At 45.8% G+C, this 26,751-nt stretch carries 22 protein-coding genes, 1 pseudogene and 1 other annotated feature; of the genes and pseudogenes, 20 read left to right on the forward strand and 3 right to left on the reverse strand.

The window, feature by feature from the left end; translation table 11 throughout:
* Positions 1-56 precede the first annotated feature (56 nt).
* From ACUN27_RS11670 to asd, 14 genes and pseudogenes are all read left to right on the forward strand, one after another.
* Complete coding sequence (locus tag ACUN27_RS11670) at positions 57-1,592, forward strand: sugar ABC transporter ATP-binding protein (RefSeq protein ID WP_445558948.1); 1,536 nt, start codon at positions 57-59, stop codon at positions 1,590-1,592.
* Positions 1,564-2,604 (forward strand): ABC transporter permease, encoded by a 1,041-nt coding sequence (locus tag ACUN27_RS11675; protein WP_315952698.1) that lies wholly within the window; start codon positions 1,564-1,566, stop codon positions 2,602-2,604. Before ACUN27_RS11670 ends, ACUN27_RS11675 begins: the two co-directional genes overlap by 29 nt.
* A complete protein-coding gene (yjfF, locus tag ACUN27_RS11680) occupies positions 2,588-3,616 on the forward strand; it encodes a galactofuranose ABC transporter, permease protein YjfF (protein WP_127450416.1) in 1,029 nt (342 codons plus the stop codon). The genes ACUN27_RS11675 and yjfF overlap by 17 nt, the downstream gene beginning before the upstream one ends.
* Positions 3,617-3,653: 37 nt before the next feature.
* A complete protein-coding gene (locus ACUN27_RS11685) occupies positions 3,654-5,438 on the forward strand; it encodes a sensor histidine kinase (RefSeq protein WP_326062459.1) in 1,785 nt (594 codons plus the stop codon).
* A 10-nt stretch (positions 5,439-5,448) separates the two neighbouring features.
* Positions 5,449-6,654 carry a response regulator transcription factor gene (locus ACUN27_RS11690; protein WP_326062460.1) on the forward strand — a complete coding sequence of 402 codons (1,206 nt, stop codon included), beginning with the start codon at positions 5,449-5,451 and terminating at the stop codon, positions 6,652-6,654.
* Between the two features lies 1 nt (position 6,655).
* Entirely contained in the window at positions 6,656-8,548 is a 1,893-nt protein-coding gene (locus tag ACUN27_RS11695; protein WP_445558949.1) for a substrate-binding domain-containing protein, read from the forward strand.
* Positions 8,549-8,566: 18 nt separating this feature from the next.
* Entirely contained in the window at positions 8,567-9,118 is a 552-nt protein-coding gene (locus ACUN27_RS11700) for a GNAT family N-acetyltransferase (RefSeq protein ID WP_445558950.1), read from the forward strand.
* Between the two features lie 169 nt (positions 9,119-9,287).
* A pseudogene (locus tag ACUN27_RS11705) lies at positions 9,288-9,665 on the forward strand (ABC transporter substrate-binding protein); the annotation flags it as partial.
* Positions 9,666-9,861: 196 nt separating this feature from the next.
* Positions 9,862-10,473, forward strand: coding sequence for a DUF2239 family protein (locus ACUN27_RS11710; protein ID WP_326062465.1), 612 nt, complete (start codon positions 9,862-9,864; stop codon positions 10,471-10,473).
* 244 nt (positions 10,474-10,717) lie between these two features.
* The gene (locus ACUN27_RS11715; protein WP_445558951.1) at positions 10,718-10,921 is read left to right on the forward strand and encodes a hypothetical protein; all 204 of its coding nucleotides are present in this window, start codon (positions 10,718-10,720) and stop codon (positions 10,919-10,921) included.
* A gap of 18 nt (positions 10,922-10,939) precedes the next feature.
* Positions 10,940-11,830: an alpha/beta fold hydrolase gene (locus ACUN27_RS11720; RefSeq protein WP_315952690.1), complete on the forward strand. Its 891-nt coding sequence runs from the start codon at positions 10,940-10,942 to the stop codon at positions 11,828-11,830.
* 214 nt (positions 11,831-12,044) lie between these two features.
* The gene (locus tag ACUN27_RS11725; protein WP_326062468.1) at positions 12,045-13,052 is read left to right on the forward strand and encodes a DUF3231 family protein; all 1,008 of its coding nucleotides are present in this window, start codon (positions 12,045-12,047) and stop codon (positions 13,050-13,052) included.
* A gap of 125 nt (positions 13,053-13,177) precedes the next feature.
* Positions 13,178-13,486: a hypothetical protein gene (locus ACUN27_RS11730; protein ID WP_315952686.1), complete on the forward strand. Its 309-nt coding sequence runs from the start codon at positions 13,178-13,180 to the stop codon at positions 13,484-13,486.
* Between the two features lie 72 nt (positions 13,487-13,558).
* Positions 13,559-13,823: a binding site (T-box leader), on the forward strand.
* 130 nt (positions 13,824-13,953) lie between these two features.
* On the forward strand, positions 13,954-15,039 hold the full coding sequence (gene asd, locus ACUN27_RS11735) for an aspartate-semialdehyde dehydrogenase (protein ID WP_445558952.1): 1,086 nt from the start codon (positions 13,954-13,956) through the stop codon (positions 15,037-15,039).
* A gap of 69 nt (positions 15,040-15,108) precedes the next feature.
* Here the strand turns inward: asd and ACUN27_RS11740 are convergent, their stop codons facing one another.
* Positions 15,109-15,285, reverse strand: a complete 177-nt coding sequence (locus ACUN27_RS11740; protein WP_157326056.1) for a hypothetical protein — start codon at positions 15,283-15,285, stop codon at positions 15,109-15,111.
* Between the two features lie 167 nt (positions 15,286-15,452).
* On the opposite strand from ACUN27_RS11740, the gene ACUN27_RS11745 reads away from it, so the two are divergent.
* Positions 15,453-16,358, forward strand: coding sequence for a YVTN family beta-propeller repeat protein (locus tag ACUN27_RS11745; protein WP_445560621.1), 906 nt, complete (start codon positions 15,453-15,455; stop codon positions 16,356-16,358).
* Between the two features lie 8 nt (positions 16,359-16,366).
* On the opposite strand, the gene ACUN27_RS11750 is transcribed toward ACUN27_RS11745, so the two are convergent.
* Positions 16,367-17,398, reverse strand: coding sequence for a stalk domain-containing protein (locus tag ACUN27_RS11750; protein ID WP_445558953.1), 1,032 nt, complete (start codon positions 17,396-17,398; stop codon positions 16,367-16,369).
* Positions 17,399-17,528: 130 nt separating this feature from the next.
* On the opposite strand from ACUN27_RS11750, the gene ACUN27_RS11755 reads away from it, so the two are divergent.
* A complete protein-coding gene (locus ACUN27_RS11755; RefSeq protein ID WP_445558954.1) occupies positions 17,529-18,317 on the forward strand; it encodes a class I SAM-dependent methyltransferase in 789 nt (262 codons plus the stop codon).
* A 325-nt stretch (positions 18,318-18,642) separates the two neighbouring features.
* On the opposite strand, the gene yicI is transcribed toward ACUN27_RS11755, so the two are convergent.
* A complete protein-coding gene (gene yicI / locus ACUN27_RS11760; RefSeq protein WP_445558955.1) occupies positions 18,643-20,964 on the reverse strand; it encodes an alpha-xylosidase in 2,322 nt (773 codons plus the stop codon).
* A gap of 129 nt (positions 20,965-21,093) precedes the next feature.
* Between yicI and ACUN27_RS11765 the strand changes: the two genes are divergently transcribed.
* From ACUN27_RS11765 to ACUN27_RS11780, 4 genes are all read left to right on the forward strand, one after another.
* Positions 21,094-21,975 (forward strand): AraC family transcriptional regulator, encoded by an 882-nt coding sequence (locus tag ACUN27_RS11765; protein WP_315952680.1) that lies wholly within the window; start codon positions 21,094-21,096, stop codon positions 21,973-21,975.
* Positions 21,976-22,042: 67 nt separating this feature from the next.
* Positions 22,043-23,767 (forward strand): sensor histidine kinase, encoded by a 1,725-nt coding sequence (locus ACUN27_RS11770; RefSeq protein ID WP_315952784.1) that lies wholly within the window; start codon positions 22,043-22,045, stop codon positions 23,765-23,767.
* Entirely contained in the window at positions 23,760-24,863 is a 1,104-nt protein-coding gene (locus tag ACUN27_RS11775; RefSeq protein WP_315952678.1) for a response regulator, read from the forward strand. The genes ACUN27_RS11770 and ACUN27_RS11775 overlap by 8 nt, the downstream gene beginning before the upstream one ends.
* Positions 24,864-25,023: 160 nt before the next feature.
* Entirely contained in the window at positions 25,024-26,733 is a 1,710-nt protein-coding gene (locus tag ACUN27_RS11780; RefSeq protein ID WP_315952676.1) for an extracellular solute-binding protein, read from the forward strand.
* Positions 26,734-26,751 lie beyond the last annotated feature (18 nt).

Below are 26,751 nucleotides of genomic sequence, written 5' to 3' on the forward strand. Positions count from 1 at the left end.
AGTCAATCGGAGCTCTTGATTTCGTTCATCCAAGATGAATAAAGGAGTGGAGAGGAATGCAGCAGCAACCCGTATTAACGATGACTGGCGTTAGTAAATTTTTCCCTGGTGTCAAAGCTTTAACGAATGTGGATTTTCAGCTTAAAAGAGGAGAAATTCATGCTTTGATGGGACAGAATGGCGCAGGGAAATCCACCTTGATTAAAGTTTTGACAGGTGTGCATGAGATGGACCAAGGCATCGTTACCTTGAACGGCCAGGTAGTGCACATCAAATCTCCAAAGGATGCGCAGGCTTTAGGCATCAGTACGGTTTACCAAGAAGTGAATCTCTGTCCGAATTTATCCGTTTCGGAGAATTTGTTCATCGGCCGTCAACCACGTAAGCGCGGAGGAAGCATCGATTGGCACACCTTGAACCATAAGGCGGAGGAACTTCTGGAGCGATTGAGCATCCAGCTCGACGTAACGAAGCCGCTTTCCGAGTTCTCCGTAGCGATTCAGCAGATGGTGGCGATTGCACGAGCGGTCGATATTTCTTCCGGGCTGCTTATTCTGGATGAACCGACGTCCAGTTTGGATCAGCAAGAAGTCAAGGAACTTTTCCGAATTATGAGGAAACTGAAGGACGAGGGGATGGCGATCGTCTTCGTTACTCACTTCATGGATCAAGTCTATGAGGTATCCGATCGCATTACGGTGCTGAGAAACGGCGAGCTGGTAGGCGAGTACTTAACCGAGGAATTGCCGAGAATTAACCTGATCTCCAAGATGATTGGCCGTGAATGGACGGATGAAGAACAGCAAAGCAAGATTGTCGGAATGAAAAAAGGCGAGGTGTGGGTGTCAGCCAAACAATTAGGACGTCGAGGTTCCATGGAGCCATTTGATATAACGGTTCGCAAAGGAGAGGTTTTAGGACTTGCAGGTTTGCTTGGATCAGGGCGCACGGAAATCGCAAAGTTGATTTTTGGCATCGATAAGGCGGATGAAGGTGCTATGACAATCGATAATGATAAGATCCGCACCATGTTTCCTAAGAAAGCGATCGAATACGGTTTAGCATTTTGTCCGGAAGAACGTAAGGTTGAAGGCATTATTGGGGAATTGACGGTTCGGGAAAATATTGTGCTTGCGCTGCAAGCCAAACGCGGAATCTTGCATAATTTATCGCTTCGCAAGCAGCAAGAAATCGCAGAATATTATATGAAGCTGCTTAGCATCAAGGCTTCCAGCATGGAGCAAAGAATTGATCAGCTTAGCGGAGGGAATCAGCAGAAGGCGATATTAGCGAGATGGTTAGCGACAGAACCGAAGCTCCTTATCTTAGATGAGCCAACTCGCGGGATTGACGTAGGCTCCAAAGCGGAAATTCGCAAATTAATTTTATCGCTTGCAGCGGAGGGAATGACCATTTTGATGATCACATCGGAATGGGAAGAGATGGTTGGCTGCTGTGACCGCATTCTGGTATTGCGCGATCGCCAGATCATCGGTGAGTTGAGCGGGAACGAAATCGGTGAACAACGAATTATGCAGATAATTGCAGAGGGAGGGTATAAAAATGACGCCGCTAAAGAGCATGTTTCATAATGCGATTCGCTCCAAATTGTTTTGGCCCTCACTAGGGATCGCGGTAATTTTATTATTTAATGCCCTGTTTACTCCTGGTTTTTTCAACATTCGGATACAAGACGGGCACTTATTTGGAAGTTTGATTGATATTTTAAACAGAGGAACACCAATCCTTATCATAGCGCTGGGCATGACGCTGGTTATTGCCAAAGAAGGAATCGATATCTCGGTAGGTTCCGTGCTGGCGATTGCCGCTTCCTTGGCCGCATTTCTATTGCAGAAACATGTTCCGTTCGCTTTAGCCTTATTGGCAGGTTTGGGAATAGGCGTACTGTGCGGGTACTGGAATGGCTTGCTCGTAGCGAAGTTGAAAATCCAACCGATGATCGCCACACTGATCTTGTTAACCGTAGGTCGAGGCATCGCACAGCTGATCTCCGGCGGAAAGATTATTACGATCTCCGATAAAGCTTACCGCTTTGTAGGAGGAGGCTATTTGCTCGGTTTACCTTTTGCCGTTATTTTGGCTGTCGTTGTTTTTGTTGTTTTACATGTCATTACACGGAAAACGGCGTTTGGGTTGTTCCTGGAATCCGTTGGGTCCAACCGCGTTTCCAGTGAATTTGCCGGCATTAATTCTACACGTATTATGATGTCTGTCTATGTAATTTGCGGCTTTTGTGCAGCCCTTGCCGGCATCATCGTCAGCTCCAACATTACAGGTGCAGATTCTAACAATGCCGGGTTATGGTTCGAGCTCGATGCGATCCTGGCCGTTGTTATCGGCGGTACCTCCATGCGAGGCGGGCGTTTCTACTTAGGCGGCACCGTGTTAGGCGCACTATTCATTCAAACCTTAACGACGACGATTTACACGTTAGGCGTCCCATCGGAGTCAGTTATGGTTGTCAAAGCCGTCGTTATTATTCTTGTCAGCTTAGTCCAATCTGACGTATTGAGAAGTATGTTCGGTCGTACGTTTAGCAGAAAACCGGGAAAGAAGGTGCTTGTTCATGAAAATGCCGCTTAAAATTACATCCTCCAACATCACCATTCTTGCCACGATTCTATTGTTCATTTCGTTATATGGAACAGGCTCCGCGATGTTTGACAGCTTTTTCTCCATGCAAGTCTTTTTAAATTTGTTCGTTGATAACGCGTTTCTGATTATTGTTGCGACGGGCCTTGCTTTTGTCATTGTAACAGGCGGTATTGATCTTTCCGTTGCGTCATTGATTGCTTTGGTCAGTGTACTTTCCGCCGTTATGCTAAGAGCGGGCATTCATCCATTCGTTGTTATGCCAAGCGTATTGCTGTTAGGCACCATATTTGGATTATTGCAAGGTTATCTGATTTGCCGCTTCCATATTCATCCGTGGATTGTCACGCTCGGCGGCATGTTCTTGGCACGTGGCACGTGCTTTTTGATCAGTCCCGAGAGCATTGTGATTGATAATCCCATTTACAGCGCCATTTCCAACTTCAGAATTCCTTTGCCAGGGGATGGGTCCATCTCCATCGGGGTTGTTGTCGCGTTAGTCACCGTCGCTGCAGCTGTCTACGTTTCAAGATATACGGCGTTTGGCAGAAATGTTTATGCAATTGGCGGGAATGAGAAATCTGCGGAATTAATGGGTCTTCCTGTGTATGTGACCAAATTAGCGGTGTATACGCTTAGCGGATTTTGCTCGGCATTAAGCGGAATCGTGTTTACCTTCTACATGCTGTCCGGTTATGGCCTTCATTTAATGGGAGGCGAGATGGACGCAATTGCGGCTTGTGTCATTGGAGGCATCTTGTTAACGGGCGGATTTGGTTATTTCGTGGGTCCAATGCTTGGTGTTTTGAGCGCTGGCGTTATTCAAACGATGATTATGTTTCAAGGGTCTTTAAGCTCCTGGTGGACGAAAATCGTGATCGGTTTTCTCTTGTTTGCCTTCATCGCCCTGCAGCGGGCCATCGTATCGAGAAGGGAAAGAAAGCGGAATCCGCATAACCCGAAAAAAACGAAAAGTACCGTCCAAAACGTAGTTCAGTTGTGATATTATAAGAACCATATCAATTAAGAGGAGGATCGCAGTGAGAGCATATCTTCGTTGGTGGCACGACCGCAGCATACGTTTTAAGCTAAACTGCATCTTTCTCTTAATTATTCTTATTTCTATTCTTACGCTCAGCTTTTGGGGCATTCGAACATACAGCAGTTACTCCGAGAATCAAGCGGACCAAAGTACGCTGCAGATGATTCATCAGGTTGAAAGCAATGTGGATTATTATATCGAGCATCTTAAGGATGTTCAACACTACATAAGCCAGGATCCGGAAGTCGAGAAGTTTATGCAAATGAAAGGGCAAGAACCTTCTAAAGACGAGGTTGCACGGATTGACAAGACGTTGTCCATGTACACAGAGCGCAACAAAGAAATCATGGGCATTATGTTAGTTAATAAAAGCGGGGCATTTACATCGCATGATATGTTTCGCATTACGCGCGATTCATTGGTCGAGGAAAGCTGGTTTCAGGATGCGCTAAAAGCACCTAATGATACGATGATCATTAGTAATCCGATAGGGCGTAACGTTTCGACGTCCCAAAATTACAGTTCCTACGATGTATTATCGCTCGTACACGCAGTAGTGGATCCCCAAACGGAAGAAGTGCTGGGGGTCGTTCTTATGGATTTAAGAATGGATATGATTAAATCCATCTTTGAAAATGTGAAGCTCGGCAAATCCGGTTTTATGTACATCTTGGATCACAAAGGCAATATTGTGTATGCGCCAACCAACGATATCGTATACCGCATTCAAAGCAAATGGCTGCCGGACGGTTCGCAAGGAAGTTTAACGCAGCAGATTAAAGGGCACGATTATCGCATTTTGTTCAATGATTCCGCAACGAATAAGTGGAGATTCATTGGGGTTATTCCGAATGACGATTACCAGAGAGTTATCACAGATATTCAGCTATATACACTCATCGTTACCTTCATAACGATTGTTTTGGCGTCTTTGTTGTCCGCTTACTTTACCGGTACATTGATCCGTCCCATCCGTAAGCTGATGAGTTTGATGAGTCATGTGAAGAACGGTGAGCTCAATCAACGTTTCGTCTCCGAGACCAATGATGAGATCGGACAGCTGGGCAACAGCTTTAATCATATGCTGGAAGAAATTAATAATTTAATTAATGTGGTCTACGTGGAGCAGAAAAAAAAGCGGGAAGCTGAGCTGCAGGTTCTTCAAGCCCAGATCAAACCGCATTTCCTATATAACACACTGGATACCATCCAGTGGATGGCGCAAGAATATGAAGCCGACGATATTATTGAAGTAATCGGAGCGCTTACGAATCTTTTCCGAATCGGATTGAATCGTGGAAACGAGTGGATTCCAGTACGGGATGAGGTTAAGCACGCCGAGAGCTATATGATTATTCAAATGTCCCGCTATATGGATAAATTAGATTTTAAATTCGATATTCCGGAACATTTGTACAGCTATCAGGTCCTTAAACTTATTTTGCAGCCTTTAATTGAAAACGCGATTTATCATGGCATCAAGGCAAGAACAGGCAAGGGGAAAATCAGTATTTGTGCTGAGCTGGAGTCGGATCTGATTTGTTTTCGAATCACAGATGATGGAGCTGGCATACCTCCGGAAAAACTGGAGGAAATTAATCAAATTTTACGTGGGGAGAAAATGCGCGAAGATCACTACGGAATCGGCTTGTTCAATGTGAATGAGCGTATTCAGCTCACTTATGGTACCGCTTACGGGATTCAGATCTATAGTGCCCTTGGCAAAGGTACAACAGTCGAAATCAAGCATCCAATGGTGCAAGCAGTGAAAAAGACAGGATGAGGTGACGAATATGTGGAAACTTATGATTGCAGACGATGAACCACGCATTCGAAACGGTTTATGTAAAACGCTTCCATGGGCAGATATGGGCATTGAGGTTGTTGCAGAAGCTGAAAATGGGAAAGAAGCGCTCGAAATTGCGGCTTCAGCTTGTCCTGATCTGATGTTTGTGGATATTAATATGCCCTTCATGAATGGCCTTGAATTGATTGAAAAATTGCATGATCAAAATCCGAATTGCCTGGTGATCGTCATTTCTGGTCATGATGAATTTGCTTACGCCCAGCAAGCTGTCCGTCTCAATGCCTTTGATTATTTGCTAAAACCTGTGCAAAAAACGGAGCTTAGCTCAGCCGTAAACAAGGCGCTCGAAGTGCTGATGAAAGATAGAGTGGAGCAAAAGCATACGCAATGGATGAACCATAAATTGGAGTTCAATGCGGAGACGATGCGGGAAGAGTTTTTTAGCAAATGGATTACCGGGAAATTAACGAAGGAGCAGTTTGATGAAGAATGGCTGTTTTTTCAACCGCAGTTCCATGGGAAAATCAGCATGCTGCTTCTGAAGCCGCTCGGCAAAGTGACAGCGAATGCCCCGAGCAAAATTTGGGACCCGTCATTGCTTGAGTTTGCCATCAAAAATATTTTAAGCGAAATGCTTCCGCAGCTGCCGATCTCCACGGTGTTTAGCGCTGAAAAAGGCCGAATAGCTGCCCTTACACAAATTTCAGATCTTAACAGTATACGAGCTGTCTATCAAGAGTTTGAACGTGTGGTCATGACCTATTTGGGAGTCAGCATGCTGCTTACGCATTCGGTTGTAGAACAGCTTGAACAAGTGCCAAAACATTATGAAGAGATGAATCAGGAACTGATTCGTGAAAGCGCTTTGACTCCTATTGTTATGATGACGAAGAAATATTTGGAAACCTATTATTATAAAGAAGATTTGTCCTTATCCGAAGTGGCCGAACAGATGAATGTCAATGCCACGTACTTGAGTAAATTGTTAAAAAGAGATTTGGGCAAATCATTTGTAGATTGTCTTACCGATATTCGGATCAAAAAAGCCATTCAATATTTGAATGATCCGACTTCCAAAATGTATGAAATTGCGAAAAAAGTCGGCTACCAATCGCAGCATTATTTCAGCCATACCTTCAAAAAAATGACAGGCGTATCGCCACTGGAATATAGAAAGCGTGGAGACTACTAGGATGAAGGTTCCCTCAAAAAAAGGTTACATTTGGCTGCTTATCTTTAGCTTGATTGGCCTGGTTGTGGTCATGCTCGTCGCAAGCCTCTTGCACCTTAAAGCGGTAAAAGATGAACCTGATTTTTTAATTGGCATTAGTCAACCGAACTTGAATGAACCCCGGCAGCTGCTGATGAACAATGAAATACGGAAAGAAGCCGAAAAGCACAAGAACGTTAAGCTTATTTTTACCGATGCTGCTGAAAATAGTGAGAAGCAGGTTCACGATGTCCAGAAGCTGATGAAGTACGGCATCGATCTGCTCATTATATCGCTGAATGACTCGGAGAAACTGACCCCGATCGTGACGGAGGTCTATAAGGAGATTCCTGTCATTGTCCTTGGGCGAGGCGTTACCGGCTATGATTATTCGCTTTTTATCGGGTCGGATAATCTGTCGATTGGCAAAAAATCGGGTAAGTTAGCTGCTGACTTACTGGGGGGCGCGCCAGCCGATGTTGTGGAGATCAAAGGAGCCGTCAGTTCCAGATCCGTTGAAGAAACGAGCCGTGGGTTTCGAGATTACTTGTCGCAATCACCATCGATTCAGGTGGATAAAGTCATCGTCGGGGACTGGCAGCGGGATCGGACAGAAGACGAGTTGAAGCGTATTTTACCAAGTTCTCCCGGGATTAAGCTCGTATTTGCGCATAGTGATGCCATGGCGCTGGGCGCATCTCGAGCGATTGATGCCTTAGGTTTGAGCAATGTTCAAATCATCGGTATTGATGGCTTGGATACGGTAAATGGAGGATTTGATTTAGTTAAACAAGGCGTTCTTAGCGGGACGGTTACTAGTCCGACAGGGGGCAGAGAGTCGATTCAATACGCACTCGATATTCTGAACCGTGAGAAGGTCATTCCCAAGAAGATCATTTTGCCAAGTCATGTTATCACGCAAAAAAATACCAGAGAGCTGGGGGCAGCCAGTGACCCTAGCTTGAAACAGGTTGCTACTCGTATGAGTGTGAACCCGAAAAAAATGAAGTTAGGCGTAGCGGTTGTAGGCTCTGAAAGCAGCTGGCGGGCAGCCAACACCGAATCTATTAAGAATGCGGCGGCTCAAGATCTCGGCATCGACCTTATTATGCAAAATGCCGAGGGCAGCCAAGACAAGCAAATCGAGATTATTCGGAGTTTTATTCAGCAGAGGGTGGACGTTATTGCCTTCACGCCGATTGTGGAGTCCGGCTGGGACGATGTCTTGGCGGAAGCCAAGGCTGCGGGCATACCGGTCATTTTGACGGATCGAAAAGTGAAGCTGGAGGATGACTCCTTATGGACGACGTTCATAGGTTCGGACTTTGTTGAAGAGGGACGGCGAGCGGCTAGGTGGCTTGTGGAGCACAAGCCTGTGTCCGGGGAAACCCAGATTGTAGAACTTCAAGGAACTGCAGGGTCCGCACCTGCAATTGAGCGTAGACAAGGCTTTGAAGAGGTGCTCACTCAGCATGACGGATTTCGTGTGATCGCTTCGGAAGTCGGGGATTTCACGACGGAAAGCGGTCAGCAGTTAATGAGGAAAGTACTTCAACAGGGGAAGATACCGCAAGTTGTTTTTGCACATAATGATGATATGGCGCTTGGCGCGATTAAAGCGATTGAACAGACGGGCTTAAAGCCAGGTAAAGACATCATTGTCATTTCCGTGGATGCAACGAAGCTTGCCTTTCAAGCTATGCTTGCCGGGAAGCTGAACATGTCCGTGGAGTGCAACCCCTTGCTGGGGCCACAAATCATCAAAGCGGCTAAAGATCTCGTCGCAGGCAAGGAAATTCCGGTGAATATTATTACAGCGGAAAGTATTTTCTCTCAGGAAACGGCTAAACGGGATGTTACTACACGAAAATATTAAGGGAAGACGGAGTAGCTTATGCAAAACTATATATGGTCAGGTAAAAAAGTCCGGTTACGACCCGTTCTGGCTTCGGATTGGGAGAAATTCCATCTGAATGATTTGGATTCGGAAGGTGCGAGGCACTGTGACGTCATCTATTTTCCTAGATCGGAAGAAGGAACGAAAGCTTGGGCAGAGAATCAAGCAGGGAATGTTCCGGTCAGCGATAACATCATGCTCGCCATTGAAACGTTGGATGGTGAGCTCGTTGGGAGTATGAGCACTAGCAGCTGCGATCGGCGGCATGGCACTTTCAAATACGGCGTAGCCATCTTTCGCGAGCATTGGCGTAAGGGATACGCCTCGGATGCGATAAAGATACTGCTGCGGTATTATTTCGAAGAGCTGCGCTATCAGAAAGTTACGGCGCATGTGTATGCCTTTAATGAGGGTTCCGTAGCGCTGCATGAACGGCTTGGGTTCGTCCAAGAAGGCAGGCTGCGGAATATGATTTTCACGAAGGGGCAGCACTTTGATGAATGCCTGTTTGGCTTGACGAAGGGTGAATATGAGAATATGACGAAATAACACATTGACCAAGGACCTAGCGATTTTCGCTAGGTTTTTTTTTTTTGTTTTATGTGGTGGGGGGATTTCAGGGAACTAGCGTCCGCTATTTCTCCGCTAATGCAAATTTTTCATTGGCGAGAGGAACGACGATCCTCTATTTTGCCGATTTCTGTTTAGCCCCCTAATTGACGGGAAAGTGATGGCGATACGTGTAACAGCGAAAGAGCTGCGTGTTATGGGCATGAAGCGTCCGCTCGGACCGATTTTGTTCACAGATCTAGGATTGAAGCCGGCAAAAGGTGTTGAGAAAATCGATAAAGCGTATGAAGCGATTTCGCAGGAAGCTCTTCCTGACTACGATGCCGACGCGATTTTTGTTATTGTGAATAATGAAGATGGGGCAAAAAAGCTTTTTGAACAGCTGTCATCTAACCCGATTTGGAAAGGGCTTAAAGCGGTCAAAGCGGGTCATATTTACCCGATTGCTGATCAGCCTTGGCTGGATTACTCAGCCATTGGAAACAAAATGGCGCTTGATGCGGCAGAAAAGCTTTTCGCTAAATAAGTATTTATGAGCTATTCCTCAGCTGTTTTGATAAGGCTGGGGGATAGCTTTTTTTGCGTTTGGCGAGGTGGCGGGAAAGACTTCTGTAGAGATGGGGAATTGGCTTATGAACGATTAAATATATTTTACCCGGGTAATATTGATCTTTTATTTTTATCCGGGTATAATTAGCTTGGCAATCTGAGAGGAGGTTAACATGAGTAATGCCCTAACAAGCTTATACTGCACGGCATTTTTGGGTGTGAAAGTCGTCGCCAGTGGTTCGTTACAGCACATTGTTATTACAGTGAAGGATGCTCTGAATGATAGAGACCTGACACAGTTGCTTATATTTGACGATTCCACGGGGAAGCCAGTAGATGTTGATTTTCGTGGGAAAACAGATGATGTGCTCAAACGATTAGAAGAACAGTTTGGTGACTTACCCAGTAAGGAAGAGAATCATCAGCCTACACGGCGGGCCGGTCGACCCAAGTTGGGGGTTGTATCCGGTGAGGTTACGTTATTGCCACGGCATTGGGAATGGCTCAAGAGTCAACCTGGAGGGGCGTCGGTAACATTACGCAAACTCATTGATGAGGCTCGCCGTACCGGAGAAAAACAGAGCAATGTCCGAGAGTCGCAAGAAGCAGCTTATAACTTTATGACAGCTATGGCCGGAGATTTCCATCAATACGAAGAAGCTCTCCGGGCACTGTATGCTAGTGATATGGACCGTTTTTACCACTTCATCCATGACTGGGCACCTGATATCAGAAACCATGTCAAGAAATTAGCCGCTCATGCATTCCCTGAAGGGAACTTATGACTACGAAAGGAGCCGCTATGACAGAGTTTGAATCTATTTGTTACATCGAACCATCGCAACGCACTGGCATGAAGTTTATGCAACGAGGCATTGAGGGCAGCATCGTGATGTTGAACCTGCTGATGTTGCCGATAACACAGCCAATCCTGAGCTAACACCGGAGGACCCAATCAGCGGTGCCGAAGCTTTTAAACGCTATATTGAGCACACCCTTCCATATCTCCGTGAATGCGGAGGTGAAATCTTGTTTCTTGGGCATGATGGAGAGTTCCTTATCGGACCCGAAGACGAAAGATGGGATCTTGTTATGCTGATCCGCCAGAGCAGCGCGCAGTCGTTTCTTGCTTTTTCAAGTCATCAAGACTACCTGACCGGTATCGGGCATCGGACTGCAGCGATCGAAGATTCACGCCTTCTGCCTATGACAGAACTTCCAATACCAAATTAATTGAAGGAGAACATACGCATGAACATTCTAAAAGTCAACGGTGTTGATTTGGCTTATGACAGTTTCGGTAACGAAAATGACGAAGCTATTATCCTAATCGCCGGGCTTGGAACCCAGATGATCCGATGGACGGCTCCGTTTTGTGAGATACTAGCAGCACGGGGCTTCCGCGTGATCCGCTTTGATAATCGCGACGTAGGTTGCTCGACACACTTTAGCCATTATCCGGCGCTGAATTTTGAAGCACTGGCCACTGCACTCATGTCAGGACAGCGACCGGACATCCCTTACACGCTCGATGACATGGCAGGCGACGTTATCGGACTGCTCGACGCCCTTTCAATTGACCGGGCACATCTCGTTGGCAGGTCGATGGGCGGAATGATTGCCCAGATTGCAGCCAGTGAGTACCCTGAACGAGTTTTATCACTCACCTCCATTATGTCCAGTTCCGGAAATCCCACTCTTCCGCAAGCATCTCCGGATGTCATGGCATTGATGACTAAACCGGCGCCGAGCCCCTTTGAGGATGAAGCAGGATTTTTGGCGCACAGCCTCGCTTTTGCCAAACGCATCGCCGGCACCGGTTATCCGTTTGAAGATGACGCTTATCGGGCACTCATTTTGGAGGAAGTTCTGCGAGCCTACGATCCAGGCAGTGTCGGTCGACAAATTGCTGCGATCGCTGTCTCCGGTGACCGTCGTCCGCGGCTAGCGACCATAAAAGTACCAGCACTTGTCATTCATGGGGTGGACGATCCCCTGTTCGTCCCGGCGTGTGGCGAGGATACGGCTTCTGCCATCCCGGGCGCTGAGCTACTGTTGGTTGACGGAATGGGACACGATCTGCCGCACCAACTGTACAAAGTAACTGTTGATGCCATAGAGCGAACGGCTCGTCGTAATTGACAACTCAAAAGCTAACCGGGCTTCAATTCATCAATCTTGTCTTTAGCAAAAATGATGAGGGCTATTCCAAAGGTCTTAATGATCAGAGGGGTAGCCCTATTTTCATAGCCAATAAGGTAAAAGGATTCTGGATATTCTTTCCCCGATAGGAAATGATAAATGAAAGTAAACATCAGGAAGAGATCACGCGAATTTACATAAAGGAGTCAACCATATGGCATCAACCGATATCCCATTGACATCGTCTGAAATAGGTAACTTGTGGATGACCTATCAAGAAAAAACCATGTTGCTTCGCTTTTTGGAATATTTCCTTGAAAACGCAGAAAATGAAGAGGTTAAACAAATTCTGAAAGCAACGTACGATTCCAGTGATCAAATAGTAACGACGATCAAACACATTTTTGAGCAAGCAGGAGCAGTCATTCCGCTAGGATTTAATGCAAATGACGTCAATAAAGGGGTTCCCAAGTTATTTGATTATCTGTACGAACCGATGTTTTTGCTTATGATAAGCAAGATTGAAGTTCCTCTTTTCGCGTTTCATTCTACGATGTCATATCGGAAAGACATCAGAGAGCTCTTTAAGCAGTTAACAGCAGATTCACAAGAGATGTACGATCAGTGCGTGCAATTCCTGCAGGAGAAAGGGGCTTTATCGCGGCCGCCCTATATGTCCATGCCCACTGAGGTAACCTTTATTAAGAATGATAATTATTTATCTGGATTCAATTTGTTTAAAGATAAAAGAGCGCTAAATGCGATTGAGATTTCGCTTTTACATCATTCGATTGAAACGAATCTTACAGGGATGCAGCTGATGATCGGCTTCGCTCAAGTTGCTCATGATAAGAATGTGAAAGAATATTTTGTGAAAGGCATGAAATTGTCCAAAGAAGTTGAAACAACGCTGGGTGAATTTCTGCGTGAGGATTACATTGAGCCTCCTGCTACTCACGCGGGGAAAGCGACTAACTCCACCGTTTCACCATTTTCAGATAAGATAATGATGTATCTCACCAATTTATTGGGCTCGTTTGCGATTGGCAGCCACTCGCTTGGCGGAGCTTTCAGTTTGCGTAGTGATCTACCGCTTGCGCTCGCGAAACTTGCTCAAAAAATTATCCCCTTTGTCAAAGAAGGCGGGGAAATCATGATTGAGCATGGTTGGATGGAAGAGCCGCCACAAGTTGAAGATCGCAGACAGCTAACCAAATCATGATGGCAAGCAAATGGATACCGACCCAGCCACTCCAGTCATTGGATTGGCTTTTTTGCATAAAATTGCGCTAGCAATTTGCGTGATTTTGCAATAAAATATGTTGGTGAACGAATGGAGGAATGGTTTTGAGCCAACGTTATCGAATTACAAGAGCCTTGCAAGTTAATGACAACTCGGAAGCTGTCATCTCTTTGGAAGAATGCAAACAGTATTTTGCATCCCAATCTGATTTTTCCTATACACCTGTGTTTACGATAACCGGTACAACCACGATGTCCATCGAAGGTGATTTCTTCATGTGGAGTTATGGCGACAGCAAGATTCCCTTCCGGCATTATCAGGGGGATGTTTACGTGTCAGGCACGAATGAAGCCGTGATTCCAAGGATGATGGAAGTTGCGAGCGATTTAAGGGCGGACATCGTAGGCGAATAATTTGTCCTATTTTCGAAATTTCAAAAAATTTGTTTACGTTACAATCGATATCTGATAATATTATCGCAACATTCAAATGCGACGAAGAGAAGAGTAAATAAATGAAATCTTTCACAGAGAGCTCCGTTAGCTGAAAAGGAGTAAAGAAATCTTTATTGAAAAAAGGCTCAGAGCAGCGCATCGGAACCGGGCAAGAAGGGGATGGTGTGCCAGGAGCTCCTGTTACAGAGCTAAAGTATCCGCATTACACCGTAATGCCGTACTTGAAGAGGCTAATATGGCGACATATTGGCGAATCTGGGGTGGTACCACGAGGAATCCAAATCTCGTCCCTGAGGCTGTATTAGTCTTGGGGGTGGGATTTTTTTGCTTTTATAAAAGAAATGCAGGTTACGCGCTGATTAGGTACACCATTTCAGACTTATTGAATAGTTTATCATACCATTTTGAAAGGATTTGAATATCACATGTCAGAAAAATTAAAAGTGGGTATTGTCGGAGGAACAGGAATGGTTGGCCAGCGTTTTGTTGAATTGCTGGATCAACATCCTTGGTTTAAAGTAACAGCGATCGCAGCTAGCAGCAGCTCTGCGGGTAAAACATATGAAGAATCCGTGCAAGGCAGATGGAAACTAGCTACACCTATCCCTGAAGGCGTGAAACAAATTGTTGTTCAAGATGCTTCGAAAGTGGAAGAAGTAGCTTCTCAAGTTGATTTTATCTTCTGTGCCGTCGATATGAAAAAGAATGAAATTCTAGCGTTGGAAGAAGCTTACGCCAAAACGGGCACGCCTGTTATTTCCAACAACTCGGCTCACCGCTGGACACCTGATATCCCGATGGTTATCCCGGAAGTAAATCCAGGGCATATTGAAGTGATCGCGGCACAACGAAAACGTCTCGGAACTTCAACCGGCTTTATTGCCGTTAAGCCTAACTGCTCCATTCAGAGTTATGTGCCGGCGCTTCATGCCTTGCTGGACTTCAAACCAACCCAAGTTGTTGCATCGACGTACCAAGCAATTTCCGGAGCGGGCAAAAACTTCACCGATTGGCCTGAAATGCTGGATAATGTCATTCCTTATATTGGCGGCGAGGAAGAAAAAAGCGAGCAAGAGCCGCTGCGCATCTGGGGCAGCATCGAAAATAATGCCATTGTTAAAGCAAGCTCCCCTTTAATTACAACCCAATGTATCCGCGTTCCTGTAACAGATGGACATTTGGCAACTGTTTTTGCATCGTTTGAGAAAAAACCATCCAAAGAAGAAATTCTTGCTCGTTGGCTCCAGTTCAAAGGCCGTCCGCAAGAGCTGGAATTGCCTAGCGCACCTAAGCAGTTCATCACTTATTTCGAAGAAGAGAACAGACCGCAGACGAAACTTGATCGTGACATCGAGCGCGGTATGGGCGTCTCCGTAGGTCGCTTGCGTGAAGATTCCATCTACGATTACAAATTCGTAGGATTGTCGCATAACACATTGCGCGGAGCGGCTGGCGGCGCTGTTCTGATCGCTGAACTGTTGAAAGCAGAAGGTTACATTCAAGCGAAATAAAAGTTAAATAAAATAGCAAGCCTTCCTAGATGACTAGGGGCTTGCTGTTTTTGTTTTTAAAACACTAAATTAATAGGAAATACCGAATTTCTCGTCCAAATCTTGCGAAATTTGCACGAGATCCCTCCAAATATGGTGACACGACACATGGATGTTATTCAGTTCCGTCCAGCCTTTATCTATTTCGACAATCATTTGTTCAATATCTTGATTTGTGATTTTTCTTTGTTCTGTATTGGTTCGCATAGGAAGCTCCTCCATGACAACGTTTCATACTATATCATATCTTTTCGTCATGCTGATCCCATATGAGGGTGTTGCCTGCAGAGTTTGCAAATTCCTCGTGATAACAGCCGTTCCCTGGGGCACATCTCCCAACATAAGATTACTTAGGAGAGTGATCCCTTGTGACCATGAATAGACGTATACCCTCGTTTCATTTCGCCTACGTTACGAATTTCAACGACAATACCATCTCGGTAATTGATACCCGAACCAGAAAGGTCAAGGCAACGATAAAGACGGGAAAAGGTCCCTTTGAGATCGCGGTCACCCCCGATGGGAAACATGCGGTTGTCATCAATAAAACCGATAACACCGCCCAAGTCATCCAGCGAAGCACGAATAAAATTATTAGCACGATCCCAGTCGGAAAAAGCCCATCAGATGTAGGAACATCGCAAAGGTATGTGTATGTTACGAACTCAGCCGATAATACCGTTTCAGTTCTATGTATAAAAAAGAGAAAGGTCATTCAAACGCTAAAGGTAGGTAAGAGACCGGTAGGCGTAACTGTCACACCTCAGAAAATAGGACAAAGAATGGTGGGTTACGTGAGCAATCACGACAGCAATACGATTTCTATTTTTAATGCGAAATGTAATAAAGTCATAGACACCATTCCCGCTGGAGTGGGTCCGGATCAAATTGCTTTTACCCAAAACAGCAGATTGGCTTATGTGACCACGAATCACAACGTTTTGGTCATTGGTACTAAAAGCAGAAAGATCCTTAGCAAAATTAAAGTCGGCTCAACACCTGTGGGAGTAGCGATAACGCCAAACGATCGATTTGCTTATGTCGGTAATGAAGGAGATAATACCGTTTCCGTCATTAGGCTGAAAAAAAATAAAGTGATAGCTACCGTTCCGGTGGGAAAGAAACCCGGCATAGTCGCTATCACGCAAAACGGCAAATATGCCTATGTGGCTAATTTTGGAGAAAATACCGTCTCTGTTATAAGAGTCCGGGATAATAAGATCATAGACACGATAAAAGTAGGAAATGCTGCATCTGGACTAGCCATTATCCCACTTTGATGAAGGAATTAGAACATCCTTCTAGCCGTAACAAAACGTTTTTTCCATTTATCAGTAAAGTCCTCGTAATGCACGCCTTGCTCTTTGGAGTAAGTATGAAGAAGCCGCCCGTCTCCTGCATAGATGCCAACATGTCCGATATCGAGCCCGCGTGCGTCAAAGAACAGCACATCACCTTTGCGCAGCTCATCTAGAGGGACTTCAGTTCCTTTCAAGGCTTGGTTGTAGGAGACTCGCGGGAGATCGATTGACAATGCTTGCTTGAACACATATTGGACGAATGAGGAGCAGTCGAATGTCTTGGTTTGACCGGGATCTGCTCCGAATTCGTAAGGCGTTCCGAGAAATTTAGCTCCGAAAGCGAGCAAATCATCGGCTTTTTTATCTGCTGAAGCGACGTTGGCGTAATCCGTATACTGGGAGGCTGCAGAAAGGAAACCAATCGTCTTGTCCTTCGTCTGCACCTCCAACCAGTTGGCGTCGACTTCCCGGATGACATGAATGTTCTCGCTCTTCGGAATCATTCGAAGAACTTGCCCACTTGTATTCGGAGCGTCACGCAGATTGACGCCATATTCAATCTTGGTTTCATACTCATTCGCCGAGGAAATCGTAATCGATCGCGAATATTCATGCCATTTCACGAGATTGCCCAGTGTTTCGCTTATTAACCGAAGCGGGATCATCGTGGAGCCGTCAATAATTTTACCCGCGATCGGCATATCTAGCTGGTCTTTATTTTTATAAGCCGTCATGTCACCAATGCGGTATGTAAATACGATATCATTTTTCGTAGCAGTAACTGTTCGTGTTTTGTCATCCCAAGAAACTTTTGCGCCTTCAGCCTCAAAAATTGCACGAAGTGGAACAAGACTGTAGCCATCTTCGATAACGGGAGGCGTCTCAAAGCTCAACGGATGGCCATCGAGATAGACGGGAAGCGACGTGTCCGCATCTGCATGAGCATTTGCTGCTGGGAGCATGCCCATGAGCAGAAACATCAACGCTGCTCCTGTTTGCAAGCCATTTTTTATCTTCATATCCTACACTCCTTAGCTGACTTTAGTAATGTTTAGACGCGGAAGAAGGACTGTTTGTTGCTCTGAAATATGTGGTAAATTAAGGATATGGGCAAAGGAAGAGCTTTTGGAGTCAGAAGAACCTGGGGGGATGGATGTGCAAGAGGAGTATTCAAGAGCAAACAAGAAGGCTTGGGAAACGAAAGCGTATCAGGCTTGGGTACACAGTTTCGGGACACCCGATGAACTTGCCGTAGAGTTGAAAAGGGAACACAAGCATCATCTGCGCTATTGGTTAAAATACATAGGTGATCCAAGTGGAAAGCGAATAATTAATCTTCTTGGTTCGCACGGGAGGAAAGCAATCTCTTTTGCGATGTTAGGCGCGGATGTAACCGTCGTGGACATCTCTGAAGAAAATCGCCTGTACGCCAAGCAAGTTGCCGATGCCGTAGGTGTGAAGCTCGACTATATCTGCTCGGACGTCTTGCAAATCCCGAACGAAGAGTCGCTTGGCCAGTTTGACATCGTGCTGATGGAGTTTGGCGTTTTGCATTATTTCACTGATCTTAATGCTATCTTTGAGGTGGTCCGTCGCAGGCTTGGGAACAAGGGTCGGTTCCTTTTGACCGACTTTCATCCTTTTGCACGAGCTTGGCTGAACACGGTTAATCTGAATCAACCAAGCGGCAACTATTTTGAAAAGGGGACTAAAGAAGGAGAGGTAGCGTTTGCTAAATTGCTGCCTGAGGAGGAACGGTCCGGATTGGAGAAGGTTCTATTGCGAAGTTGGACACTTGGCGAGATTATCACAGCCATTGCGGCTTCCGGGCTCGTGATACGCGCATTGGAAGAGATACCAAGTCCTTCAGATGCTAGGTTTCCTGAGTTTTATACGTTAGTGGCTGATAGAGTGGAGTTGGAGCTATCGCCGCTCTGATATGATTTAGAGATCGCATCCGCTAGCTAGGCTTCCATTAGGGAACTATGGTCTTCTATTTCGAGGAAAACGAGCTGTTTCTACTTGTTAGGAGAACTACAGTCCACTATTTCAGTATATGAAGCCCAAATGCAGCATCCAGTGGGCATATAAGACCCTGTAGTTCTGCTCGCAGCCAGAAATCAGCCTAACTCGCTGAAATAGCGCCCTGTAGTTCCCCCTTCGCACACGGATGCATGCCAACGATGGGATCAACAGTGGAAATGGGGGCGGCAAAAAAGGCAGTTCCCAAAAGTAGAAGCTTCTACTTGGGAACTGCCTTTTCTTACAGGCTAACGACTACATGCGTTTTGCCCGTTTCAGGCGTAAGCACGATGCCGTTAGCGGAATCGATCCATTCCGCCCCGTCTACGCCGGCGACTTCATGAATGCCTCGCAGCACGATCGTATACGGCTTCGTTGCCCCTTGAATGAAGAAGCTTACTTCTTCATCACGGCGAACAGCCTTCACGGTCACTTCCAGCTCGCCTTGCAAGCTGTACAAATTCGCTGCAGCGCTGGCGCCATCTTGCAGTTCAAACAAATGCAGGGATACGCCATCCGCGTAGTCGTAGTCGGGCTTCTGATCGTTCGCACCGATTGCGAGCAACGAATTCGGTTTAACTAACAATGGCAGCGTCATGTAACCATGGGTTTCTTCGTGCCATTTCCCGCCTTCAACGATTTGCCCGCCAAAGAAGTCGGTCCAGCGGCCTTCCGGCACATAATACATCACTTGCCCGCGATCATTAAAGATTGGAGCCACGAGCAGATTGTCGCCTAACATGTACTGCGTATCCAAATGATGCGTGGAAGGGTCCGCAGCATAATCGAGCACCATCGCGCGCATCATTGGAATCCCCATCTCAGTGGACTGGATGGCACTTTCAAACAGATAAGGCATCAACGTGCTTTTGAGCTTCGTAAAATGCCGGAGAACATCGACGGCTTCTTCATCAAACAGCCACGGCACGCGGTAAGACTCGTTGCCGTGCAGTCGGCTGTGGGAAGACAGCAGGCCAAAGGCGACCCAGCGCTTATAAATATCAGGCGGCGCTGTTTTCTCAAAGCCGCTGATGTCATGGCTCCAGAAGCCAAAGCCGGATAAGCCGAGCGAAAGGCCTCCGCGCAGCGACTCCGCCATGGAGTCGTAATTGGCCGAGCAGTCGCCGCCCCAGTGCACAGGGAATTGCTGGCCGCCTGCTGTGGCCGAGCGAGCAAAAAGCATCGCTTCATTTTTGCCAAGTTTCTCTTCCAGCACCTCAAAGACAGCTTTGTTGTACAGGAAGGTATAATAGTTATGCATTTTCAGCGGATCAGATCCGTCATGGTACTTAACATCCGTAGGGATGCGCTCGCCGAAGTCCGTTTTGAAGCAGTCCACTCCCATATCAATCAACCGTCTCAAATGCCCCTTGTACCACTCGGTTGCCGCCGGATTCGTGAAATCGACCAGCCCCATGCCTGCCTGCCAGAGATCCCACTGCCACACGTCATCCTCTAAGGTTTTGACCAAATAGCCTTGCTCCATGCCCTCTTTGAACAGCGGAGACTTCTGGCCAATATACGAATTGATCCATACACAAATTTTGAGGCCTTTGTCCTTAAGGCGTTTCAGCATGCCTACCGGATCGGGGAACATATCGGCATCCCACTCGAAGTTGGTCCATTGATATTCTTTCATCCAGAAGCAGTCAAAATGGAAAACATGCAGCGGAAGATCGCGTTCGATCATACCGTCAATGAAGCTGTTCACGGTAGCTTCGTCGTAATTCGTTGTGAAGGAAGTGGTTAACCACAAACCGAACGACCAAGCTGGCGGCAGGGCGGGTTTTCCAGTCAATTTGGTGTAATTATTCAGAACGTCTTTCAATGTTTGGCCGCCGACGATGAAATATTCGATATTTTCGCCAGGTACGCTGAATTGGACTTTGGAAACGACCTCAGAGCCAACTTCGAACGAGACATGCTCAGGATGATTGACGAACACGCCGTAACCTTTACTCGATAAATAAAAAGGAACATTTTTGTACGCTTGCTCGCTGCTTGTGCCGCCATCTTCGTTCCAGATGTCAACCGCTTGCCCATTTTTCACAAAGGGGGTGAAGCGTTCCCCAAGTCCGTAAATGTGCTCGCCGACGCCAAGGTCCAGCTGTTCGCGGAAGTATACATCTTTGTTATCTGTTGTAATATGCCCCGCGCCTTTGCTATTGGAGCCAGTCAAACGTTTTTCTTCGTAAAAGAACTCCGTTCCCCAAGTTTCTTGTTTATTTATTTTGACACTTAGATTGCCGGATTTAAGCGTCACCTGATGACCGCTTTCATCTATAGTGACAGGCGTCAACGGATTTTCTAACAATTCAAAAGCCGGTCCCTTTGTTGTCTTGCCTGCATGATGCGTCCAACGTACACGGATGACATCAGGGATTGGCGAGCTAATTTCACACGTCAGCAACGCGCCGTTTAAGGTATCGCCTTTTCGCTGAATCCTTCGCGCTGCGGCATAAACCGTAAGATTGTTGCCCTTTTGCTCCACTTCGCGGACATCAACAGGGTTCAAAACTGTGTATCCTTCTTTTGCCATCCAATAGCCATTCGAAAATTTCATTGCCATCAGCCCTTCGTTGTAATTTAATATAAGTATATTGATTTATAAATCGCTTTCCTTTCTTTATATTGCTAGAATATATCAGTATTTTGACATGAGGCTTGATTTTGTGAAGGAGGAACGAAAGCTATGCAGCAGGCGCATTTAAAAGAAGACCGCGTTCACGGCGACCCGCTATATCCGATTCGTGTATATGAAATCTGCTGTCAGCCAGGGGAAGAACTGCTGGACCTTCATTGGCATGACGAGTTGGAGTTTCTAATGCTGACGAAGGGAAAGGCTACTTTTCGCGTTTCTATGGATGACTACGAGCTGGAGGCGGGTGAAGCGATTTTCGTGAATGGCGGTCAGCTTCACTCTGGTTACATCACCTCAGAAGAAGAATGCTGCTTCACAGCCGTGGTGTTTCACCCGGATATTGTAGGAAACGGGCGGTTTGATCTTGTGGGCGAGAAATATATTACACCGCTTATCCAGCAGAAATATATCATTCCTGCCCATATCACACGTCATTCGGCAGGCGAAATTGAGCTGCTTGAACTGCTGCTGCAGGTGTTCGATTTGAACATTAATGAATTGCCGTTATACGAATTGACGACAAAAGGATTACTGCAATTAATTATTTCGAAGCTGATGATGTTGGGAGGACCATCTTTTCGCGAGCTTCCCCCTACGGTGAGTCCGACACATATTGACCGATTAAAACTCATTATTGAATACATTCAAATGAACTACAGCGGGCCCATTCGCTTGGAGGAGTTAGCAGCGCTCGTTTCCTTCAGCGAGTCTTATTTCTGCCGATATTTTAAAAATTTTACCGGAAAAAGCCCGCTGGAATACTTAAATCAAGTACGGGCACAGCGAGCGGCTTACCTATTGAAGGACACGGATAAGAAGATTACAGAGATTTCGCTGGATGTCGGATTTAATACGCTAAGTTATTTTATCGGTGTGTTCAAAGCTCATTTTGGTTGCACGCCATCCGAATATCGTAGAAAAGCCCATGCATAAGGAATGGAAACAGAATCAGGGGTGAAGTCATTTGTTTGCTAAGTTAAGAGACATTGTAAAACCATGGATGTACGATTATTTAACTTTAAAAAAGCGAATATTTATCATCTTTCTTTGCAGTACGCTGATACCGTTTATTTGTATCGTTCTCATTTCTTATTACACGATTTACTCGATCCTGACGAATAAAATTCAGAACGGGATACAGAGTAATTTAAAGCAAGTTGAACTCTCCTTAGAGAGTACGATCAGCAATTTAAATCACGTTTCTCAGCAGCTTGCTTTTCCCGGTAGCGTAGGGAAAAAGCTGGATCAGATGTTATCGCTTCCACCTAGCCAAACCTATGAACGATCTCAAATGATTAGCAATTTAAGAGATGAATTAAGCTTAGTGACCTTTACGAATCCAAATATCGGTCTAACCTTGTACTATTTTCAAAAGGATAATACTTACGATCTCGAAAATGTAGGGGTCAAAGATAATTTCTCTCCTGAAAAGCTGCCGTTGCTGGCAGAATACTCAGGAATTTCGTATTATGGGCCTCATATCAGCAACAACCGTTTCGATAACAACTTTGTTTTTTCGGCACTGAGGAAAGTGGATTTGCCCATGCGCGATGACGTGTATGTCTACATTGAATCAGGGTTCCATCTGACGCAGAATATCCTGAACAATGATCAATTCGGCGGCGGGAATTATCACATTTTTCTGGACAATAATGGTCGAATCGCCTATACGGAGCTGCCTAATTCGTTCGTGAAAGATACGCTCTTCCCGAATTTCTCCAGTGACAGTACGCACGGCAAGCTGAATGAATTTATATGGTTTCGGCAGGCCAGCAATCAAGGGTGGAGTATCGTATCCGTCATTCCGAAAGCTGATTACAATAAGGAAATGAATCGGTGGTTTCTGCAAATCTTATTGTTTGCGCTTATTTTTCTAGGAATTAGTTTGCTGATGGCATGGCTTTTATGGAAAATGGTTTATGTCCCTTTGAATGGATTTAATCGAGAAATCAAGCTGATGGCGCAAAATCGCGCGCAAGTGGTTAATGTAAAAACCAAAATACCGGAGTTTGATTTCCTTTTGAACCAATTTAGACAGATGAGGGAGCAGATTTGGGAGTTGTTCGCCGAGGTTGAGCATAAGGAGAAGCGGCGGGTGGATCTGGAAGTTGAGAAGCTGCTGTATCAAATAAATCCCCATTTTCTGATGAATACGCTGGATACGGTGCACTGGCTGGCCCTTATGAATGGTCAAAATGAGATCGATCGTCTTGTTTCTTCCCTAAATAAGCTGCTGCATTACAATCTGGGCAAGCTGGGAACGGCATCCACAATTAATGAAGAGATTGAGGCTTTGAAGCAATATTTGACGCTGCAGCAAATCCGTTATGATTTTAAGTTTGATGTCCAAATGCACGTCGATGAAGATGTTTGGAGCATGCCGGTGCCTCGGTTTATTCTTCAGCCGCTGGTGGAAAACTCTCTTTATCATGGGTTAAGCGACGATGGGTATATCCGCGTAGATGTGAATTTAACGAATGCCATTCTGATCTCTATTCAGGATAACGGTTCAGGGATGTCGGAAGAAACGATTCAAAACCTCCTGCATAACCCGGAAATCGAGAACAAAAAAGTCGGCATGGGAATTGGGTTGAATTATGTGAAGCGGATGCTCGAATCGCAGTATGGCGATAAGGCGGAGCTGCGTATTCAAAGTGTGATCGGCAAAGGGACAACGATATTTGTAACGATACCTATTATGGAGGGGAACCGCCGTCATGATTAAAGTGATGATTGTCGATGACGATAAATTGGTGCGTAAAGGGCTTATTTCTGCCATGCCCTGGAGCGAGTTTGATATGGAGGTTGTTGGAGAAGCGAGCAACGGCGAGAAGGCGTTGGAATTCATAGCCGACCATGCCGTCGATTTACTGCTCACGGATTTAGCGATGCCCGTCATGTCGGGGATTGAACTATTGAAGATTGTGCGCAAGCAATATCCGACTATGTATACCGTTGTGCTCACTTTCCACCAGGATTTTGAGTATATCCAAGAGGCGCTGAGGCTTGGCGCTATTGATTATATTGCCAAGGTGCAGCTTGAGAAGGAGCGCTTTGAAGAAGTGCTGGGGAGAATTCATAAACGGATTCTGGAGGAACAAAAGCCTGCTCCGCAAGCATCCGATGTCTTCTATGAAGGGGCTTTCTCACGAGACGAAACCATTTTTCAAGTGGATAAAGCTGTGCCGGATCTGGATCAAGTGAAGGAACAATGGTCGGGGCACGAATGGATTCATCAAGATCCGTTATTCGCCGCTCAGGTCAAACAGTTGAAGCATTTACGTTTGCCGCAAACCAAGCTAATTGGGCTCTTGTATACGTTAACGGATAAATGGAATCTATTATTCCACGCTGTTCATATGGCGAAAATTGCGCTGCCGGACGCTTTTGAGAACTGGCTGGAGGTTGAAGCGTGGATAACCAGTACGCGTGACATGATCCGCAAAGCGATGGACAAACCGGCTTTCTCGCAAGAGGTCGTCGAATGCGTGATGAAAGCCGTTCACATCGTCAGCGAAGAAATGCAGGAGCAGATTACTGCGGCAATCATTGCGAAGCGGGTGAATATGAGCAGAAGCTACTTCAGCCAGTGTTTCAAGGAAATTATCGGCATTAATTTTAGCGAGTTTTTGCGCAATAACCGAATCGACAAGGCAAAGGAGTATTTGCTTTATACGAATAAGACAATTTTATGGATTGCTGAGCATGTAGGCTATATGGATGAGAAGTATTTTAGCCGCAGCTTCCGGGAGCAAACCGGACTATTGCCAAGCGAGTATCGGCTAAAGCATGCAGCAGGTAGAGAAATGTCCGAAAGTTAGGGGGTCAAATGCCGGAAATGCCGCAGGTTGGATGCGAGTGGCAGAAAAATCTCGGTCAATTTCCCATCTAAGGTGTAACCGTTTTCCCTCCTTGCAGGGGGATGATTCGTGTTATTTTTATCGTGTAGACAAATTATATAAACGAAAGAAGGGGATTTATATGAGCAAGCCTAAAAAAAGCATGCTGCTTTTACTCGCAGGAATGCTAGTTGTCTTATCTGCCTGTTCGGAAGCGAATACGGCTAAGGAATCACCTAAAGCTTCAACAGCGGCTACACAAACTGCGGGAGCACAAACAGCAGCCGCAGGCCCTTTCACGAAATCAGAGAAACCGATTACGATTAAAATTGGGAAAGATGTCGACGCAGCGGACAAAAGCTTGCCTGCCGGAGATTCGCCGGAAAGCAATCAGTATACCCGCTATATTAAAGACAACTTGAACATTGATACCAAAATTGTTTGGCAAGCGGCAAGCGGAAAGGATTACGATCAAAAAGTTAACCTATCTATTGCCAGCAATGATTTGCCGGACGCGCTTGTTGTGAAAGACACGCAGTTCAGACAAATGGTGAAAAGCGGTCAGCTCGCGGATCTGACAGAAGTATATAACAAATATGCTTCACCAGCACTCAAAAGCATCGTCGATAGTACAAAAGGACTTGCGCTTAAATCAGTTACCGTAGATGGAAAAATGTATGCCCTTCCGAACGTCACAACGGAATCGGACATGGTTCATATGATGTGGATTCGCAAGGATTGGCTGGATAAATTAGGCCTGCAACCGCCGAAAACGATGGATGAACTGGAGAAAGTAGCCAAAGCCTTTGTCGAGCAAGATCCAGACGGGAATGGCAAAGCGGATACGATCGGGATTTCAGGGCCACAATTGGGCGGCTTGTTGAATGCAGATTTTATCAATCCTAACAATAATAACTATGGTTTCGATCCGATTTTCGCTTCCTACCATTCTTATCCAGGATTTTGGCTAAAAGGCGCTGACGGTAAAACAACGTACGGTTCCCTTCAGCCAGAAACAAAGCAAGCGCTCTCTAAGCTGCGTGATCTATATTCCAAAGGCTTGATTGACAAGGAAATGACGATTCGTAAAGACGCGCAAGAGCTGATCAAAAATGGAACTTCCGGTATTTACTTCGGTCTGTGGTGGGCTGGCGGATACGGTCCATTAGCGGATGCCATCAAAAATAACCCGAAAGCAAACTGGCAGGCTTATGCGGCGCCTCTGGATGTAAATGGCGAATTTACGCCACACATGGGGAACCCGACGAATCAGTATCTCGTTGTTCGGAAAGGGTATGAGCACCCAGAAGCTGCTATTCAAATGGAAAACTTGTTGCTGCGTGACGAATCCAAATTCGATGTGAAAGTAGCCATTGGCAACTATCCATTACGTATCGTATATGCTCCAATGGATGAGATGGACGTTACGTACAAAATGATGAAAGAAGTGCTTGCTGGTACCAAAAAACCGGAGGATATGGATCTCCCGGGGTACAAATTGCTGAAATCCGATGCGGAAAAAGTGAAAAAAGTGAAGCTGGAGCCTTACGACAAATACGATATTCAGTATTGGGATCCGAATGCGGATTTAGGAACATGGAAACGGATGTATTCAACACTTGTAGGGATATCTGCGCTCCAGCTGCCGTATAAGAAAACCTACAGCGTAACGTACTCCCAGACGAAAACGATGGAAAGCCGATGGTCTGCGCTGGATAAATTGGAAAAAGAAACGTTCCTCAAAATTATTATGGGCGCTGCGCCGTTGGAATCCTTCGACAAGTTCGTCGAGGATTGGAAAAAGCAGGGCGGAGATCAGATCATTAGTGAAATCGAAGCGAACTTGAAATAGTCGCAAGGGCACACCAGG

It is taken from the genome of Paenibacillus sp. WC2504 (assembly GCF_052682475.1).

Bases quoted from the DNA above. Each gene is read 5' to 3' on its own strand.
- ACUN27_RS11745 (WP_445560621.1), top strand. From the start codon at position 15,453: ATGAATAGACGTATACCCTCGTTTCATTTCGCCTACGTTACGAATTTC.
- ACUN27_RS11690 (WP_326062460.1), top strand. From the start codon at position 5,449: ATGTGGAAACTTATGATTGCAGACGATGAACCACGCATTCGAAACGGT.
- ACUN27_RS11775 (WP_315952678.1), top strand. From the start codon at position 23,760: ATGATTAAAGTGATGATTGTCGATGACGATAAATTGGTGCGTAAAGGG.
- ACUN27_RS11720 (WP_315952690.1), top strand. From the start codon at position 10,940: ATGAACATTCTAAAAGTCAACGGTGTTGATTTGGCTTATGACAGTTTC.
- asd (WP_445558952.1), top strand. From the start codon at position 13,954: ATGTCAGAAAAATTAAAAGTGGGTATTGTCGGAGGAACAGGAATGGTT.
- ACUN27_RS11770 (WP_315952784.1), top strand. From the start codon at position 22,043: ATGTACGATTATTTAACTTTAAAAAAGCGAATATTTATCATCTTTCTT.
- ACUN27_RS11750 (WP_445558953.1), bottom strand. From the start codon at position 17,398: ATGAAGATAAAAAATGGCTTGCAAACAGGAGCAGCGTTGATGTTTCTG.
- ACUN27_RS11700 (WP_445558950.1), top strand. From the start codon at position 8,567: ATGCAAAACTATATATGGTCAGGTAAAAAAGTCCGGTTACGACCCGTT.
- ACUN27_RS11670 (WP_445558948.1), top strand. From the start codon at position 57: ATGCAGCAGCAACCCGTATTAACGATGACTGGCGTTAGTAAATTTTTC.
- ACUN27_RS11725 (WP_326062468.1), top strand. From the start codon at position 12,045: ATGGCATCAACCGATATCCCATTGACATCGTCTGAAATAGGTAACTTG.
- yjfF (WP_127450416.1), top strand. From the start codon at position 2,588: ATGAAAATGCCGCTTAAAATTACATCCTCCAACATCACCATTCTTGCC.
- ACUN27_RS11765 (WP_315952680.1), top strand. From the start codon at position 21,094: ATGCAGCAGGCGCATTTAAAAGAAGACCGCGTTCACGGCGACCCGCTA.
- ACUN27_RS11695 (WP_445558949.1), top strand. From the start codon at position 6,656: ATGAAGGTTCCCTCAAAAAAAGGTTACATTTGGCTGCTTATCTTTAGC.
- yicI (WP_445558955.1), bottom strand. From the start codon at position 20,964: ATGAAATTTTCGAATGGCTATTGGATGGCAAAAGAAGGATACACAGTT.
- ACUN27_RS11755 (WP_445558954.1), top strand. From the start codon at position 17,529: ATGGATGTGCAAGAGGAGTATTCAAGAGCAAACAAGAAGGCTTGGGAA.
- ACUN27_RS11675 (WP_315952698.1), top strand. From the start codon at position 1,564: ATGACGCCGCTAAAGAGCATGTTTCATAATGCGATTCGCTCCAAATTG.
- ACUN27_RS11780 (WP_315952676.1), top strand. From the start codon at position 25,024: ATGAGCAAGCCTAAAAAAAGCATGCTGCTTTTACTCGCAGGAATGCTA.
- ACUN27_RS11710 (WP_326062465.1), top strand. From the start codon at position 9,862: ATGAGTAATGCCCTAACAAGCTTATACTGCACGGCATTTTTGGGTGTG.
- ACUN27_RS11740 (WP_157326056.1), bottom strand. From the start codon at position 15,285: ATGCGAACCAATACAGAACAAAGAAAAATCACAAATCAAGATATTGAA.